The 17,420-nt window shown below is 56.4% G+C and carries 14 protein-coding genes and 1 pseudogene; 5 read left to right on the forward strand and 10 right to left on the reverse strand.

Annotated features, from left to right (window positions below; genetic code table 11):
• Positions 1-7 precede the first annotated feature (7 nt).
• The 5 genes from KJY40_RS22180 to pyk all read right to left on the reverse strand — a co-directional run bounded on the left by KJY40_RS22180 (position 8) and on the right by pyk (position 5,444).
• Complete coding sequence (locus KJY40_RS22180) at positions 8-1,633, reverse strand: NADP-dependent glyceraldehyde-3-phosphate dehydrogenase (protein WP_220556766.1); 1,626 nt, start codon at positions 1,631-1,633, stop codon at positions 8-10.
• A 97-nt stretch (positions 1,634-1,730) separates the two neighbouring features.
• A complete protein-coding gene (tpiA, locus tag KJY40_RS22185; protein ID WP_220556767.1) occupies positions 1,731-2,513 on the reverse strand; it encodes a triose-phosphate isomerase in 783 nt (260 codons plus the stop codon).
• A 3-nt stretch (positions 2,514-2,516) separates the two neighbouring features.
• Positions 2,517-3,818, reverse strand: coding sequence for a phosphopyruvate hydratase (gene eno / locus KJY40_RS22190; RefSeq protein WP_230732869.1), 1,302 nt, complete (start codon positions 3,816-3,818; stop codon positions 2,517-2,519).
• Positions 3,811-3,981 (reverse strand): hypothetical protein, encoded by a 171-nt coding sequence (locus KJY40_RS22195; RefSeq protein ID WP_220556769.1) that lies wholly within the window; start codon positions 3,979-3,981, stop codon positions 3,811-3,813. Before KJY40_RS22195 ends, eno begins: the two co-directional genes overlap by 8 nt.
• A 14-nt stretch (positions 3,982-3,995) precedes the next feature.
• Positions 3,996-5,444: a pyruvate kinase gene (pyk, locus tag KJY40_RS22200; protein ID WP_230732871.1), complete on the reverse strand. Its 1,449-nt coding sequence runs from the start codon at positions 5,442-5,444 to the stop codon at positions 3,996-3,998.
• A gap of 317 nt (positions 5,445-5,761) precedes the next feature.
• Between pyk and KJY40_RS29745 the strand changes: the two are divergent.
• From KJY40_RS29745 to otnC, 4 genes and pseudogenes are all read left to right on the forward strand, one after another.
• Positions 5,762-6,523: pseudogene (locus KJY40_RS29745) on the forward strand (MCP four helix bundle domain-containing protein); the annotation flags it as partial.
• Positions 6,521-7,384 (forward strand): methyl-accepting chemotaxis protein, encoded by an 864-nt coding sequence (locus tag KJY40_RS29750; protein ID WP_407682006.1) that lies wholly within the window; start codon positions 6,521-6,523, stop codon positions 7,382-7,384. The pseudogene KJY40_RS29745 and the gene KJY40_RS29750, both read left to right, overlap by 3 nt.
• 155 nt (positions 7,385-7,539) lie before the next feature.
• Positions 7,540-8,490: a GntR family transcriptional regulator gene (locus KJY40_RS22210; RefSeq protein WP_230732872.1), complete on the forward strand. Its 951-nt coding sequence runs from the start codon at positions 7,540-7,542 to the stop codon at positions 8,488-8,490.
• On the forward strand, positions 8,465-9,103 hold the full coding sequence (gene otnC / locus KJY40_RS22215) for a 3-oxo-tetronate 4-phosphate decarboxylase (protein ID WP_230732874.1): 639 nt from the start codon (positions 8,465-8,467) through the stop codon (positions 9,101-9,103). The genes KJY40_RS22210 and otnC overlap by 26 nt, the downstream gene beginning before the upstream one ends.
• Before the next feature lie 56 nt (positions 9,104-9,159).
• Here the strand turns inward: otnC and acnA are convergent, their stop codons facing one another.
• Entirely contained in the window at positions 9,160-11,853 is a 2,694-nt protein-coding gene (gene acnA, locus KJY40_RS22220; protein ID WP_230732876.1) for an aconitate hydratase AcnA, read from the reverse strand.
• A gap of 213 nt (positions 11,854-12,066) precedes the next feature.
• On the opposite strand from acnA, the gene KJY40_RS22225 reads away from it, so the two are divergent.
• Complete coding sequence (locus tag KJY40_RS22225; RefSeq protein WP_230732878.1) at positions 12,067-12,807, forward strand: ABC transporter substrate-binding protein; 741 nt, start codon at positions 12,067-12,069, stop codon at positions 12,805-12,807.
• Positions 12,808-12,844: 37 nt separating this feature from the next.
• Here the strand turns inward: KJY40_RS22225 and KJY40_RS22230 are convergent, their stop codons facing one another.
• The 4 genes from KJY40_RS22230 to KJY40_RS22245 all read right to left on the reverse strand — a co-directional run bounded on the left by KJY40_RS22230 (position 12,845) and on the right by KJY40_RS22245 (position 17,055).
• Complete coding sequence (locus KJY40_RS22230) at positions 12,845-13,885, reverse strand: AbrB family transcriptional regulator (protein WP_230732880.1); 1,041 nt, start codon at positions 13,883-13,885, stop codon at positions 12,845-12,847.
• The gene (locus KJY40_RS22235; protein WP_230732882.1) at positions 13,882-14,946 is read right to left on the reverse strand and encodes a lactonase family protein; all 1,065 of its coding nucleotides are present in this window, start codon (positions 14,944-14,946) and stop codon (positions 13,882-13,884) included. Before KJY40_RS22235 ends, KJY40_RS22230 begins: the two co-directional genes overlap by 4 nt.
• Before the next feature lie 42 nt (positions 14,947-14,988).
• A complete protein-coding gene (locus KJY40_RS22240) occupies positions 14,989-15,870 on the reverse strand; it encodes a LysR family transcriptional regulator (RefSeq protein ID WP_230732884.1) in 882 nt (293 codons plus the stop codon).
• Between the two features lie 114 nt (positions 15,871-15,984).
• Entirely contained in the window at positions 15,985-17,055 is a 1,071-nt protein-coding gene (locus tag KJY40_RS22245) for an isocitrate/isopropylmalate dehydrogenase family protein (RefSeq protein ID WP_264302532.1), read from the reverse strand.
• Positions 17,056-17,420 lie beyond the last annotated feature (365 nt).

The following is a 17,420-nucleotide window of genomic DNA, read 5'->3' on the forward strand; positions in this document are numbered from 1 at the left end:
TGCCCCCCTAAAAGATGTAATCGGTGGTCAGAAAACTCGACTCACGCCGCCGAATGATGTCGCTGACCAACGCCTTATTGCTCTCTTGGAACTTGGTAGCCACCAACGTCCGGATGGAAAACACCCGCAACGCGTCATGGACCGACAAGGTTCCTTCGGCAGAGTTTTTTCGGCCGTTGAAAGGAAAGCTGTCCGGCCCACGCTGGCATTGCGCATTGATGTTGATCCGACCCACCTGATTGGCGAACGCATCCACCAAGCGACCCACTTGTGCGGAGTCGTTGCCGAAAATACTCAGCTGCTGGCCGAAGTCGGAGTCGAGGACGTAGTCGATAACTGCTTCCAGGTCGCGGTAAACCACCACCGGCACGACCGGCCCGAATTGCTCTTCGTGGTACACCCGCATCTCGGCGGTCACCGGATAAAGCAACGCCGGATAAAAGAATGTCTCACAGACCTCACCGCCTCCAGCATTGACCACTTTGGCGCCTTTGCTGACAGCGTCGGCTACGAGTGCCGTGAGGAAGTCTGTCTTGCCGGGCTCCGGCAATGGCGTCAAAGCGACTCCGGCTTCCCAGGGCATGCCCGGCTTCAACTGGGCAAGCCTGGCCTGAAACTTATTCAGAAAAGCGTCAACGACATTTTCATGCACAAAGAGAATTTTCAGCGCGGTGCAACGTTGTCCATTGAACGACAGGGAACCGGTAACCGCTTCCGATACAGCGTTATCCAGATCGACATCCGGCAGGACGATGCCAGGATTCTTGGCATCCAGGCCGAGTGCAGCCCGCAAGCGATGTGGCTTGGGATGCAGTTTTTTCAGGTCGCTGGCGGCCTTGTTGGTGCCGATGAATGCAAAGACGTCAATCTTGCCACTGGCCATCAACGCGCTGACGGTTTCTCGTCCGCTACCGTAGATGATGTTAATGACGCCAGCCGGGAAGCTGTCACGGAACGCTTCAAGTAAAGGCCGGATCAGCAACACGCCGAACTTGGCGGGCTTGAACACCACGGTATTGCCCATGATCAAGGCTGGGATCAACGTCGTGAACGTTTCGTTGAGTGGGTAGTTGTATGGCCCCATGCACAGTGTCACACCCAGCGGTACGCGACGGATCTGCCCCAAGGTGTCCTGTTCCAGCTCGAAACGGCTGGACCGGCGATCCAGTTCCTTCAAGGCATTGATGGTGTCGACGATGTAGTCGCAAGTGCGATCGAATTCTTTCTCTGAATCCTTGAGGTTCTTGCCTATCTCCCACATCAACAATTTGACGACGGCTTCGCGCTGCTCACGCATACGGCTGAGGAACGCCTCGACGTGGCGAATGCGCTCGACCACGCGCAGGGTCGGCCAGGCACCCTGGCCCCGATCATAAGCCTGCACCGCGGCGTCCAAAGCGGTCATGGCGGTCTGCGCATCCAGCAGCGGTGTGCTGCCTAGAATGACGAACGCATGGCCTGATTCTTTTTTCAGGCACACGGGGCTGCGCACGGCCGCCACTGGACCTTCCCACAATCGCAGCTCACCGTTGACGAGGTACTCTCGCTGTTCGATCGCTGGGCCTGGGCGGTACTGAGCGGGAATTTCGTCAGCACTTGGGAACAGTGCTTCGAGACGGTTGTTCAAAGTCATTTCGTACCTCTGTGCTTGCAAGCGACGCGGAGCGGGAGACGGGGTCGATCTGACACCCCGCGCCTACACATTTAAAAGATTTCAAATCGCGCAAGGATCAACTCGTCGGCTTAACCTGGGCGGCACTGCAGATGGCAGCAAAGGACATCGCATCCAGGGATGCACCGCCGATCAAGCCGCCGTCTATATCGGGCTGACTGAACAATTGCTCTGCATTGTCGGCCTTCACACTTCCACCGTACAAAATCCTGCAATCAGCAGCAGCGGCGCGGTGCTGGCTAGCCAACCACTGTCGGATATGCCGATGCACCGCTTGTGCTTGTTCAGGGGTTGCCGTTTCGCCTGTACCAATGGCCCAGACCGGTTCGTAGGCAATCACGCCCTTGACCAGATCATTGAAACCCACAGCGTTCAGTACTGCATTTAACTGTGCAGTGACGATGGCTTGCGTTTCACCGCTTTGACGTTGAACCAGGGTTTCGCCAACGCACAGGACCGGAATGAGCCCGGCTTGTAATGCCGTGGCAAATTTCTTCGCCACACATGCATCATCTTCGCCATACAGCGCCCGACGCTCGGAGTGCCCGACCAGCACGAAGCGACAACCGATATCACGGAGCATGGTCCCGCCGACTTCACCTGTATAAGCCCCTGTCAGCTCGGTGCTGAGATTCTGGGCGCCCAGCGCAACGTCCGAATCATCGAGCAGATCCGCGACGGTACTGAGATAGGGAAACGGTGGGCACAGCGCAACTTCAACACCTTCAAGACTCGAAATCACCGGCAGCAAACTACGCAACAACCCTGCGTTGGCAGCGCTACTGCCATTCATTTTCCAATTGCCGATCACCAGTTGTTTCTTGTTTGGAGAGGTCTGCATGATTCAGGCGTTCCTCTGCAAAAGATCGGAAGTGTTGTATGGCGCACGCTCCTGCAACACCTCTTCAATGCGCAACAGACGGTTATATTTCCCAACTCGGTCGGATCGGCTGAGCGAACCTGTCTTGATTTGCCCGGCGCAAGTGGCGACCGCGAGATCGGCAATCGTGGTGTCTTCGGTCTCCCCCGAACGATGGGAGATCACTGCGGTGTAACCGGCATCCTGAGCCATGCGAATGGCATCCAGCGTCTCGCTGAGCGTGCCGATCTGGTTGAACTTGATCAGGATGGAATTACCGATCCCTTTTTGAATGCCCTCGCGCAGGATCTTGGTGTTGGTGACGAACAGATCGTCCCCCACCAGCTGCAGGTGGCCCAGTTTCCGGGTCAAACCTGCCCAGCCGTCCCAATCGCTTTCATCCATCCCGTCTTCAATGGAAATAATCGGGTACTTGGCGCACAGCATTGCCAGGTAATCGGCGAAGCCAGCCGAACTGAACGACTGATCTTCACCAGCAAGCACGTATTGACCGTCCTGGTAAAACTCAGAGGCAGCACAATCGAGTGCCAAAGTAATGTCCTTGCCCAACTCGTAGCCCGCTCGACTTACCGCTTCTTTGATAACAATCAACGCTTCTTCATTGGAGGCCAGCGAAGGTGCAAATCCCCCCTCATCCCCCACCGCCGTGCTCAATCCCCGCTCCGACAGAACCTTCTTCAGGGCATGGAACACCTCGGCGCCCATGCGCAGTCCTTCACGGAACGACGAAGCGCCGATGGGCTGAATCATGAACTCCTGGATATCGATGTTGTTATCGGCATGCTCACCACCATTGATGATGTTCATCATGGGCACCGGCATGCTGAACTGGCCCGGCGAGCCGTATAGCGCCGCCAGATGCTCGTACAAAGGAATATTCTGGAACTGGGCGGCAGCTTTTGCCGTCGCCAATGAAACGGCAAGAATCGCATTGGCGCCCAAGACGCTCTTACTCTCACTGCCATCCAGGGCGATCATGGCATCGTCGATCTCGCGCTGGTTTAAAGCATCCAATCCGATCAGGCATTCACGAATCGGATTGTTCACGTTCTCGACCGCCCGCATTACACCTTTGCCCATGTAACGCGATTCGTTGTCTCGTAACTCAAGCGCTTCCCGTGAACCGGTCGAAGCTCCCGAGGGGACGCTGGCGGTAGCACTGACTCCATTCATGAGTGTCACCACGGCTTCGACTGTCGGGTTCCCTCGCGAGTCCAGTATCTCCCGGGCATTGATGTGTTGAATCAGGCTGTTTTTATTAAGCATGGTTTTCCCCATTCGGAAGTTTCGGCGCTGGCGTGCTGTCGCCCTGCAACTTCATCAATTCCTGCTGCTCCGCGTACTGCTCACGAAAATCGAAGTCTCTTGGCCAGGTGTCACGATCGCGGTGATGCACCCCGTCGTGGTCCGTTGAATTGATCGCATTCATCAAGGCTTCCTCACTCAGCGAATGGTTTCACCGACGCAGACGACGCGAAGGGAGTTAGTGCCACCCTGGGCGTTAAGGTAGTCGCCCTTGGTAATCAACACGTGATCGCCAGCCTTGACCACGCCGCGCCGGGTCAATTGCTCCACGGCTTTTTCATTCACCAACTCAGGGGCGTAATCATCGCTGTCGAATGGAATGGTGGTGACTCCACGAAAGAGCGTGACCCGATTCTGCGTAGTCAGATTGCGAGAGAATGCGAAAATCGGCAGGTGTGAGCGGATACGCGACATCAAACGTGGCGTATCACCGCTTTCCGTCATACAGATAATGGCTTTGACGCCGTGCAAATGGTTCGCGGCATACATCGCCGACATGGCGATGGATTCGTCGATCTTGTGGAACACCTGATCGACACGGTGCTTGGAACGGTGGGACTGCGGGTGTTTTTCGGCACCGATAATGATCCGATGCATGGCCTCGACCGTCTCGATCGGATAGGCCCCTGCTGCGGTTTCCGCCGAGAGCATCACCGCATCGGTACCATCGAGTACCGCATTGGCTACGTCGAATACTTCAGCACGAGTCGGCATCGACTGAGTGATCATCGACTCCATCATTTGCGTCGCCGTGATCACGATCCGATTCAATGTGCGAGCACGGTCGATAATCAGTTTCTGTACCGCCACCAATTCCGCGTCGCCAATCTCCACGCCCAAATCGCCACGGGCGACCATGACACCTTCCGACGCTTCGATGATCGCATCCAGAACACGCAAGTCATTGACGGTTTCGGCGCGCTCGATCTTAGCGATCAAACCTGCCTGCCCTCCCGCCTCATGCAGCAATCGACGCGCCTGCTCCATATCCGAAGCGTCCCGTGGGAACGATACGGCCAGGTAGTCAACCTGCATCTGTGCGGCAGTCTTGATATCGGCGAAATCCTTCTCGGTCAGCGCCGATGCAGACAGCCCACCGCCTTTGCGGTTGATCCCTTTATTGTTCGAGAGAGGCCCGCTGACCAGGACTTCGCAGACCAATTGGGTCGCCTCGACACTCAAGACCTTGAGCTCGATTCGTCCATCATCGAGCAGCAGGATGTCGTTTGGACGGCTGTCGGTAATCAACGCTTCGTAATCAATGCCGACTCGCTGCTTGTCGCCTGCATTCTTGTCCAGAGAAGCGTCGAGCACGAACTGCTGCCCCTTTTCGAGGATCACTTTCCCCTCCAAAAAACGGGCAATTCGGATTTTCGGACCTTGCAAGTCTGCCAACACCGCCACGAAGCGGCCGTGCTTGGCCGCCAACTCACGAACCAATCTGGCACGGGCAATGTGATCCTCAGCACTGCCATGGGAAAAATTCAGACGCACGACATCCACGCCCGCCGTAACCAAGCCCTCTATGGCTTCGACCGACTCTGTTGCTGGCCCCAACGTGGCCACAATTTTGGTTCTGCGCTGCATGACAGATGGTTCCTCGAACAGGGTTTTATTATTGAACGCTAAGGAAAATCCGGCTTTGGCCGATGAATATTCACATGCAAATATTCAATCTAACGAAAACGATCAGCGATGCTCGCGGCCGCGTAAGGAGCCCACTCGATCTAGTCAAGTCCGGCACATAAAGACCAACAGCCCGAAACCAAGATCAATCGCCTCGGAAAATCGCTAAAAAAATATTGGCACATTGACACATCAAAATGCAATGCTATTTTAATCAGCATAAATACACGCATCCGGCTAAGACTCGGATCGCGCCACTCTGATGAAGGACACCGCTCATGCTCCCAAGACATCTCTCAATCGCCGGTCGAATGTTGCTCGGGTTCGTCATCATTGCCGCGCTGAGCGTCGCGTTAGGGGTATTCGCCTTGAGACAAATTGATGAGGTGCAGGACCAATCGGTCCAGATCAAGGACAACTGGCTGCAGCGGGTTCGCGCATTAGGGGCGGCGAACGCTGCGTTGAACCGCTACCGAATGGGATCAATGCAGCACATCCTTTCGGTCAGCGATAAAGATATGCAGTCCTACGAGGAGAAGACCGCAGGTCGCCTGCAGCAAGTTCGTGAGCAGATGCAGCGCTACGGACAGCTGCTGGTCAGCGACGAAGAAAAAGATCGCTTGAATACCTTTAATGCCAGCCTTGAGGTTTATGCAAAAAACCACCTCGAGTTGCTCAAGCTTTCTCGTCAAGGAGATAAGACAGGAGCCAGGGCATTTCTGATGACCATCAGGGACTCGTACGATCAGATGACCAAGAACTTCGACGACCTGATTGAACGCTCGAACCAAGGCGCGGAAACAGCAGGCAATCATTCAGAAGAGGCTTACCAAAGTGCTGTCAGAGGAGTGGTGCTGGTGATCATCCTGGTCGGCATTGGCACCATCCTGGTGGCATGGCTGCTGACCCGCAGTATCACCGCACCACTGAATGCAGCGGTAAGAGCGGCCAGAACGATTGCCGAGGGAGACTTAAGTAAACCCATCCATCCGACCGGAAATGATGAAACCACCCGTCTGCTCGAATCCCTGGCAACCATGCAGGACAACCTGATCAAAACCCTGGGTCGAATTTCCGGTTCATCGAACCAGCTGACCAGCGCCACAGCCCAGTTGAGCTCCGTCGCAGAGGCATCAGGCCAGGATATTTACCAACAACACGCAGAAATCGAACAGGCAGCCACGGCGGTCAATGAAATGACCGCCGCTATTGAAGAGGTAGCCCGTAATGCGCTGTCCACTTCAGAGCTGTCGGTGGCGTCCCGGGACATAGCCCTTCGCGGCCAACAACGGATGGTGGAAACCCTTGGTGCGATCGAAACGCTTACCCGGGATGTACAAACCAGTTCAAGACAAGTGAAAGACCTGGCAGACCAGGCACAAGGCATTGGCAAGGTGCTGGACGTGATTCGCACAATCGCCGAACAAACCAATCTGTTAGCACTTAACGCTGCCATTGAAGCTGCGCGGGCGGGCGATGCGGGTCGAGGCTTTGCCGTGGTCGCCGACGAGGTCCGCGCACTCGCTCACCGCACTGCTCAGTCCACGCGAGAAATTGAAGACATGATCAAGCGGATCCAGAGCGGAACGGATACTGCCGTGTCGACAATGCTCAGTAGCAGTGAAAACACCCGCCTGACGCTCTCTCTGGCCCAGTCTACCCAAAGTGCCTTGGCAGAAATCGTGGCCGCCAACGATGACATCAACCAACGAAACTTGATGATCACCACAGCAACCGAGGAACAAGCCCATGTGGCGCGGTCGGTCGACCAGAATCTGCTCAATATACGAGAACTGTCTGTGCAATCAGCCTCCGGCTCACAACAGACTACCAGCGCGTCTCAATCCCTTGGTTCACTGGCCCTCGAACTGAATTCCATGGTTCAACACTTCAAGATGTAACGGATGGGCTCATGCAATTTTTTGCATAATTCCACGTTAAAAAGTAGTCATACGTGACAAAACCTGATCGAATCGAGGTACGCCCCATTTGATCTCACAGGCCTGGCCTCGCCGGTTTGTGTTTGTTGCCAACCCATTCGCAAGTGATCACAGATATGGCCTCAAGCGCCCTCGTACAACGAATTGCTGCTGAGATCCGGCAGAAAATCCAGACCGGTGAACTGTTGCTGGGCGCTCACCTAAGCGCACAAAAAGTTGCCGACGAATTCAACGTTTCTCGCTCTCCGGCGCGAGAAGCGCTGGTCTTGCTTTCGGAGCAAAACGTTCTTGAGCAGCTGCCCAATCGCGGATTCTTTGTGCTGGAGTCTGTGCAGGCCCCGACTCAGATCCACGACGAAGTACTTCCTCTTGAAGAGCCGGACGAATACTACCGACTCTCAGAAGACTGGCTGAACAACGCAATCCCCAGCGAAGTGACGGAGCAGTTCCTGCGCACTCGCTATGACCTCACCAAAGCCCAGGTCATCGACATCCTCAATCGCGCGGCCAAAGTCGGATGGGCTGAGCCGAAACCAGGTTATGGCTGGCGTTTTCTGGATGTGGCGAAGACACCGGAAACCCTCGAACAAATCTACAAGGTGCGTTCGCTGATCGAGCCAGCGGCACTGCTTGAGCCGACTTACCTGCACGATCTGGCCAAGCTCCGACGCTTGAAAAAAGAGCAGCAGGACATGCTCGACGGCGGCATCGATAGCTTGCCGGCAGATGTCCTCCTCAAGAATGGAATTCGCTTCCACGAGGAGTTCATCAAGCTCTCCGGAAACCCGCTGTATCACATGATCCTGGTGCAGATGAACAACATGCGGCGGTTGATCGAATACCGCTCGATGATCGACCGCAAGCGCCTCTACAAGCAATGCGCCGAACACATTCGGATGATCGAGTTAGTGGAGCAAGGCCTTAACCTGGAAGCCGCGCATTTGATGAAGCAGCACCTGAGCGGCTCCTTTGCTCATAAATCCCCGATCTTGAAACTGCGATCGGAGTCCACTGAAGCATCACCTTTTGGGAGAGAACACGTTGAACACCGAAGCACAACTACGTGAAGAAATTTGCGTCGTCGGAAAAAGCCTCTATGAGCGCGGCTATACCGTCGGCAGTGCGGGGAACATTAGTGCGCGCCTGGAGGACGGTTGGTTGATCACCCCCACTGATGCCTGCCTGGGAAGGCTGCGGCCAGAAGAAATAGCCAAAGTCAGCAAGGACGGCACTTGGGTCTCCGGCAGTAAGCCTTCAAAAACCCTAGAGCTGCACCGCCAGGTGTATGACCGCAACCCCGACGTGAACGGCGTCGTTCATACGCATTCGACCTCACTCGTAGCACTGACGCTTGCCGGTGTCTGGGATAAAGACGATATCCTTCCGCCGCTGACCCCTTATCAAGTCATGAAGGTTGGCCACATCCCGTTGGTCGCTTACCAGCGTCCAGGCTCACCCGATGTAGCCGCACAGGTTGCGCGATTAGCTAACACCGTGCGGGGTGTCATGCTTGAGCGACTAGGCCCGGTGGTTTGGGAAAGTTCGGTCTCGAAAGCAAGCTTCGCCCTGGAAGAGCTCGAGGAAACGGCGAAGCTGTGGATCATGAGCAATCCCAAGCCCGCACCGCTAGGTGAAGAGGCGATTGAAGACCTGCGACGAGTCTTCGCCGTCAAGTGGTAATCTCCCACCTGTCAACGCGGCCTTCAAACACTGACCACAGCAGTGTTTCAAGACCGCTATAGGTTTAAAACCGTGGCTTGCGCAACGACCTTGCGCACGACATACGGCAGAATCCCGCCCGCCTTCAAGTACAGAATTTCCTGCTGGGAATCCAGTTGCAGGACCAACGACGCTGAAGTCTGCCCTCCGTCAGCGCGATTGATCGTCAGGGTCACCGGATTCGCACCCACCCGCAACGCGTCCAGCCCGCCGAATTCCAGTGATTCATTGCCCCTCAGTTGCAAACTCGTGACATTGGCAGTCTCTGCAAACGTGATGGGCAAGATACCCATACCAATGAGGTTGCTGCGATGGATGCGCTCAAAACTCTGCGCGATGACAGCTTTGACACCCAGCGTGGCTTGCGCCTTGGCGGCCCAGTCACGACTGGAACCCGCCCCGTAGTTGAACCCGGCAAAGATCACCAGAGGAACATCCCTGGCGACATAGCTTAGCGCCGCATCGTATACCCGTTGTACAGAACCGTCGTAGGCCAGGGCAAATCCCCCCTCCCCGGGTTGCCGCTCCAGTAGCTGATTCTTCACCGCCCGATTGACGAACGCGCCGCGCATCATCACTTCGTGATTGCTGCGGCGAGTCGAGTATTGATTGAGGTCCTCGGGATTTTCCCCGCGCTCAATCAACCACCGCCCGGCCTGGCTTTCGAGAGGAATCGCACTGGCAGGCGAGATGTGGTCGGTGGTGACGTTGTCACCCAGTACCATCAACACCCGCGCACCTTGAATCGACAGCTCGGCGCTATCCTGGGGTTTGACGTTTTGCAGATAAACAGGTCGGCGCAAATAAGTCGAATTCGGAGCCCAAGGGAACTGCACACTGCCACTGGCCGACAGCGCCTGCCAGTGGTGAGTGCCGTCCCACAGCATCGCGTTGCGCTTGCGGAACAGCTCAGGGCGGACGGTCTGGCTGACCAGTGCCTGAATCTGCTCTTCAGTCGGCATCAGCTCATGCAGATAAACGTCATTCCCCGCCGCATCTTGTCCTAACGGTTCGTTCTGGATATCCATATTGATCGTGCCGGCCAAGGCGTAGGCAACGACCAGCGCCGGCGAAGCCAGGTAACCGACCTGCACGCGCGGATTGACCCGTCCCTCGAAGTTACGATTACCGGACAACACCACCACCGTCTTGAGCCCCTGGTCCGAAAAGCGCTCCATGTGCTCTTCGAGGCTGCCCGAGTTACCGATGCAGGTCATGCAGCCGAACCCGGCCAAGTCAAAACCCAAGGCCGAGAAGTCACCCAGCAAGCCCGCTTTCTCTAGGTAATCGGCCACCACCCGCGAGCCTGGCGATAGCGAAGTCTTGACCCACGGCTTGCTGCGTAAACCACGCCGCTGGGCGTTACGAGCCAGCAATCCAGCCTGGATCATCTGGCTTGGATTGGCGGTGTTGGTACAACTGGTGATCGCGGCCAGAGAGATGGCGCCATGCATCAATGCCTGACCGAACGAAGGCTCGAAGTACTCGGCGTCATGGTCCGAGGAGCGGGCAATGACGCCCTCCCGCTCACCCAGGATCTCTTGCCGGAAAGATGGCGCAGCATCCGACAGTTTGCGCCACTGATGGGGCTGATGCGGCCCGGCGACACTGGGCTCGATGACTCCAAGATCCAGTTCGATCAGATCATCGAAGTGCGGCTCTGGCAGTGAGTCCTGGCGCCATAGACCTTGCGCCTCAAGGTAGAATTGAATGCGCGCGATGGTCTCCTCGCTGCGCCCCGTCAGGTGCATGTACTCCATCGTGCTGTCGTCGAACGGGAAGAACACGACCGTGGCACCGTACTCAGGGGCCATGTTCGACAATGTGCCTCGTGCCGCCCAGCCGAGTTTCGACAGGCCGGGGCCGCAGAATTCGACGAATTTGCCCACCACGCCTTTGGCACGAAGTATCTGGGTGATGCGCAATGCCAAGTCGGTGGCGGTCACCCCGGGTCGCAGTTCATTGCTCAAGCGGATGCCAACGGTTTCAGGAAAGCTGATCGGCACCGGCTCGCCCAGCATGGCTGCCTGCCCCTCCAGCCCCCCCACGCCCCAGCCCAGCACACCAATGGCGTTGATCATGGGTGTGTGGCTATCGGTTGCCACGATGTCGTCAGGATGTAGCAGCGGCTGGCCATCGGCGGTCCGGCCTTCCCAGACCACGGTGGCCAGTGACTCCATGTTGACCTGGTGGATGATCCCGGTGCCAGGTGGCACGACCTTGAAATTCGTCAGGCTCTTTTGTGCCCACTTGATGAATTCGTAACGCTCGGTGTTTCGCCGATAATCGATGTCCAGGTTCTTCTCGACGGCATCTGGCTCGGCATAGCGCTCGACAATCACGGAGTGATCAATGACCAACACCGCCGGAATCATAGGATTCATGGTCTGGGGCGCGCCACCCATTTCAGCCACCATATCCCGCATGCCGGCGAAATCGGCCAGCGCCGGCAGACAGGTAGTGTCGTGGAACATCAACCTGTTGGGATAGAACGGCACTTCGCAGGCGGGTGCGCCGTCCCGTATGCAGGCGATCAATCCATCCAGCGCCGCCGGCGAGCAACGAGCCACATTCTCCAACAGGATACGAATCGAATAGGGCAAGCTAGAGAGTTCGTCTCGGCTCAGTATTTTGTGCAGATCCACGTAGGCGTAACGAATGTCACCCACTTGAAGATGGTTTAAATGACGTGCATCGGCGGCTGAAATCATGGATGTCATTCACTGGTTGAGAGCATGAACAAACGACTCTAAGGGGTCGTTCAATTGGCCCCAGCCTAACCAATGACCGGCCTGAGTAAAATTGAGCGTTGGGCAAGCCTGCGTTCGTCAACGGAGAACGCTGACTTGATGAGCCTGAAATTGTCAGATGCGACGCACTTCCCTACTCTCAGAGCCGATGACATCTTCCCTGGAGACCCTTGTATGTCCACCCCTAGCGCAGAAGCCCTGAATGATCTCGCACCGACTGGCGTGCTCAGAGCCGCCATCAACTTTGGCAACCCGGTGCTTGCACAGCGCAATGCCGAAACAGGACAGCCTCAAGGGGTTTCCGTGAACCTGGCCGTGGAGCTGGGCAGGCAACTGGGCGTCCCGGTTGAGCTCGTCACGTATGACGCCGCCGGCAAGGTGTTTGAGGCCTTGGCGCAGCAGCAATGGAACGTTGCGTTCCTGGCCATCGAGCCCGTGCGCGAAGCCCAGGTCGCCTTCAGTGAACCGTACGTGATCATCGAAGGCACCTACCTGGTCAAGAACGACTCTGCGTTCCTGAAGATGGAGGATCTCGATCAACCGGGTGTGCGGATCGCCGTCGGCCAGGGTGCGGCTTACGATTTATACCTGAGCCGAACCCAGCAACATGCATCGCTCGTCCGTGCGCCGACCTCCGCAGGCGCGGTAGACCTGTTTCTGGACGAAGGTCTGGACGCGGCGGCGGGTGTACGTCAGCCACTGCTCAAAGTTGCCGAAGCCAACAGCGAGTTGCGCGTGCTTGAGGGATACTTCACCTCGATTCGCCAAGCGATGGGCGTTCCCGTGCAATGCATCGCAGGTGCAGCCTACGTCAGGGCGTTTCTGGAGGAACAGAAAGCCAACGGCTTCGTCCGCAAGGCTCTCGACGACAGCGGTCAGAGCGACGTCACGGTTGCCCCCTTGCAAGGCCATTGACACTTCGCCCATGGTCGGTTGAAACGCAATTGCCCACTCAACGACGAAGGTGTTTCAACCACGCTTTATGCACTGGCTCAGCACACAGCATCACCACCACCAAACGCATGATCTGCATTGCCGTGACAATGCCGACTCCCAAGTTCAGAGCTTCGGCAGTCAGGTACATCTCCGTACTGCTGCCGGGCATCATGCCCAATGCCAGCGTCATCACCGGAAAGCCCAGCCAGTACCCGATACCAAGCGCCAGGACCAGGGTGCAGCCGATCATCGCCAGGGTGAACAGCGATACCTTGAGCAGGAAGGTTGGTGAAGCTCGGAAGAATTGACGATCAAAATACCCACCGAGGGCGCATCCGATCATTAGCTGGCCGTAATGACTGAGCTGCACGGGCAGCGCTGTTTGTAAATTGAAGCTGGCAGTGAACAAGGCACACAGCGCCATCGGACCAAACATCCAAGGGTTCGGTAATTTGCAGCGCTTCCAGATCATCGCGGTCAGCGCTCCGCCTATCAACAGCGGGAGGAGCCAATACCAATCACTCGGCAAACGAGCATGAACCGCCGTCGGAGAGATTCGCGCGGTAAAAAACATCGCGGGCGGCACACAGAGCACAATCAACACCAGACGCACACTATGAGCCGCGGCGATCTGGCTGACGTTGGCCTTGTGCCTGATCCCTAATTGAATCATTTCTGAAAAGTTAGCCGGCATGAACGCAAAAAAAGCGGTCGTCAGGTCCATGCCCCGATGCCGCATGAATTCTATGCCGAGCAGTGCGAGACACAGGGTCAGAAACGCCGCAAACAACATCATCGCGAAATGCCCCACGATCTGCTCAAGCACCACAGGCGTGAAGTGCAACCCAATGGATGTCGCGATCATCCACTGGCCAGTCAGACGCCCATAAGGAATCTCCCCCACGCGCCAGCCCAGGCAACGCACCAGGATCACCGCCAACATCGATCCAATGATCCAAGGGAGCGGCCAATTGAGAGAGCTGGCAATCAGAGCCCCAGCAATACCAACGACGGGCGTAGCCCACCACAATCGCATGGAAGTGAAAACCGTCTTCATGCCTTCTGGCTACCAAAAACCATACACACTGGGCTGCCTGTCTCAATGACCTCACCTGTGGAGGTCAGGGCACCTGTCGTTGGATCAACCCTGAAAACCACGATCGTATCGCTGTCCTCATTGGCGACGTACATGAATTGCCCGTCGGGTGACAATGCAAAAAACCGTGGCGTCCGGCCTTCCGTCGGCGTCGCCGACTTGAATGTCAGCCAACCCGACTGCGGGTCGATGCTGAAGAGAGCAATCGTGTCACTGCCTCTGTTCGAGGCATACAGGAAGCGCCCAGCCCCATCCACCTCGATCTCAGCGGCCGTGCTGTCGCCAGTAAAGGAATCAGGCAACGCCGAGATCACCTGTTGTGGCTTGAGCTCCCCGGTTTGGCTGTCGAAACGATAGGTACCGACAGTCGAATCCAGCTCATTGACCGAGTAGACAACCGGCAGCCCTGGATGGAATGCGACGTGACGCGGACCCGCGCCTTTACGCGTGGCGATAAACGGGTAGGCTGCCGGCAGCAACTTACCCAATGGAGAGTCGAATCGATAAGTGAAAATCCGATCCAGCCCCTTGTCCGGAACGAGCACAAATCTTCCGCTGGGATCAAATGGGTTGAAATGTGGTTTCGGATTTTTTTGCTCCACTCGATGGGGTCCGATCGGCCCGTCAGTCGACACCTGATCACAGAGTTCACCCAACTCACCCGAAGCGAGGATCGGTAGAACAACGACCGAACCACTGTAGTGATTGCTCACTACGAGAAAACCGCCGTCCGGCGAAATTGCCAGATGAGCAGGATTGTGACCGTGGGTATTTTGGCTATTGAGATAACTCAGTGTGCCGTCGGAGTGAATCCCGAATGCGCTGGCCTGATCTGTATCGCCATGGACGCAATACAGAAAGTCCTGTTGTTTGCTGATGGCCAGGAACGAGGGGTTAATCAACCCATCAACCAGCTGCACATGGCTCAGGCAGCCTGTGTGAGCATCCACGCTGTAAACGTTGATACCATCACCGCGAGCATTTCTTTCACGAGTGGTACGGCAGCCTACGTAAATAAACATGAACTCACCTCGCAAGGCGAACAGGCGCGTTAACCGCGCCTGTTACGCGGTCAAGTGCGCGACGAACGCACGGGCAGTAGGGGGAAGACCTTCAAATCGTCGAGCGACGACTTGCAACTGACGCTTGGCCCAGGGCTCGGCTAGCATGACAGCCTGCAAATGAAAGGGACGCAGGTAAGGACGCAACACATCACGGGGCAAGATACAGATGCCCAGATTGGTTGAAACCATCCTGCACATGCATTCAAAACTGGAAACACGAACTCGCTGCCTGACCGTTTTGCCTAATAATTCGGCCTGTTCAGTCAGCAGCCGGTGTACCGAGCTTTCTACGTGAGGACCGATGAACTCATAGTGCAACGTCTGCTCGAAACTGGCCTGCGCCTGCCCCGCCAGTAGATGGTGCTCAGGAACCGCGACCACCAATTCATCCGTACGATAGGCCAGTGTTTCCAACCCAAGGGAGGGCGTTTGTTCGGCGATGATGCCAACATCCGCCCGCCCATCCGAGACAGCTCGCACAATCGCAGCGCCAACGCGCTCCTCAATGTCAAACTTGATATCGGGATAGGTTTCGAGGAACGAGCCGATGTCCAGGCTCAACTGTTGCGCCAACGCGGATGTAATCGCGTGCAAGCGAACATGGCCTTTGATGCCAGCGCCGTATTCACTCAGCTCCTGATCCATCTTCTGCAACGTTTCATTGACCTGCAGCGCGTAATGACGAAGCGACTGCCCTGCGGGAGTCAGCTCCATGCCACGAGGGTAACGAACGAACAGAGGCGAACCGACCTTCTCTTCAAGCTCGCTGATCCGCTTACTCACCGCGGACGTCGCCAAATGGCAGAGTTGCGACGCCTTTGTCAGGTTCCGCTGCTCCGCCACCGCCATGAAGATCTCCAGGCTGAGCAGATCATGGCGCATGGACCACTGCCTTCTCGAATTCATTGATCAACTTGAATGTCCCCAACGTTTCTTGTTTTGGTCTTGCAACACTCCGGGCAACGGGCGGCATGACTGGCATGCCGCCCGCACCGATCAGCCCAGGATGACCTTGGCAACCGCTTCGCCAAAGGCCTTGGTGCCAAACGAACCACCCAGGTCCGGTGTACGCTGCTCAGGGTTCTTCAGCACGGCATCGACGGCCTTGTCCATTTCCAGACCGGCATCGATCAAGGCCGGTTTATCATGGTGCTCGCCCATCCATTGCAGCAGCATGCCCACCGAAAGAATCATCGACACCGGGTTGGCCTTGTCCTGGCCAGCAATATCAGGCGCAGAACCGTGCTGGGCCTGCGCGCAGCAATGAATGTCGCTGGCCATCATCGAACCAGCGAGCCCCAGGCTGCCGGACAACTCACTCGCCAGGTCGCTGATGATGTCGCCGTAGAAGTTCGTCGCGACCAGCACGTCAAAGCGCTCGGGGTTACGCACCAGGTGAGCTGTCGAGGCATCGACCAGCAGGTCGTCCAGCGCGACTTCAGGGAAGTCCTTGGCCACGTTGCGCACGCATTCCAGAAACAGGCCATCGGTCATGTGGAAACTGTTGGCCTTGTGAATGGCGGTGACCTTTTTGCCACGTTTCATGGCCAGCTCAAAGGCGCGACGAGCGATGCGCTCACTGCAATGGCGGGTGATCTTGCGGGTCGACAGTGCCATGTCAGGCGTGGGCATTACTTCACCCCAACCGCGGCTCATGTTGCGGTCCGGGTAAAAGCCTTCCGTCGCTTCGCGCATGATGACCAGGTCCATCGTCTTACCGTCCTTCATGTTCGACGTCAGGAACGGACGGGTACGCGCAGGACGCACGTTGGCATACAGGTCCAGGCCAATGCGGAAGCCGGCGGAGACGTTACGGCCGCCCTTCTCCGGCACCGGATAATCGGCGTGGGACTGTGTGCCCAGGATGATGCCGCCGTAGCCCTTGGCCTTTTCCAGCACCTCTTCACGCAAGGTGGTGCCGTACTTTTCAAGGCTAGTGAAACCGACGTCGTCGTAATCGAATTCCAGGCCCAAATCGAATTTTCTGTTGGCGGCTCGCAGGACCGACATCGACGACTCCACGATTTCCGGACCAATACCATCACCAGGAAGAACCAAAATACGCATCGCACACCCCTTGCTTGTTGTTTGTCTGATTTCTTGGAGCGGCGCACCGGTACCGCCCTCACTTTATGTACATCATAAATACAAAATACAATACCAGCGGAGCGAAAGTCCTTAATGATCGCTTCCTGTTCGCCTAGATTTTTGCGTCGCGGTGCTGTTTTCAACCTCAAAGAATTGCATTTTATTGCATAAATATACAATTATTGCAATTTCTTTTGCACCCTTTCCGGCCAAAAAATCACCACCTCTCTCAGCTTGCCAAAAAACGAATTGTATTTTGTTGCGATAAGGATCAATTTAAGCACGCTCACACGACGTTCGTCGCACGAGGAAAACCTCCCTTCGTGTAGATCGACAACAACAAT

The organism is Pseudomonas fitomaticsae, assembly GCF_021018765.1.
Lineage (GTDB): Bacteria > Pseudomonadota > Gammaproteobacteria > Pseudomonadales > Pseudomonadaceae > Aquipseudomonas > Aquipseudomonas fitomaticsae.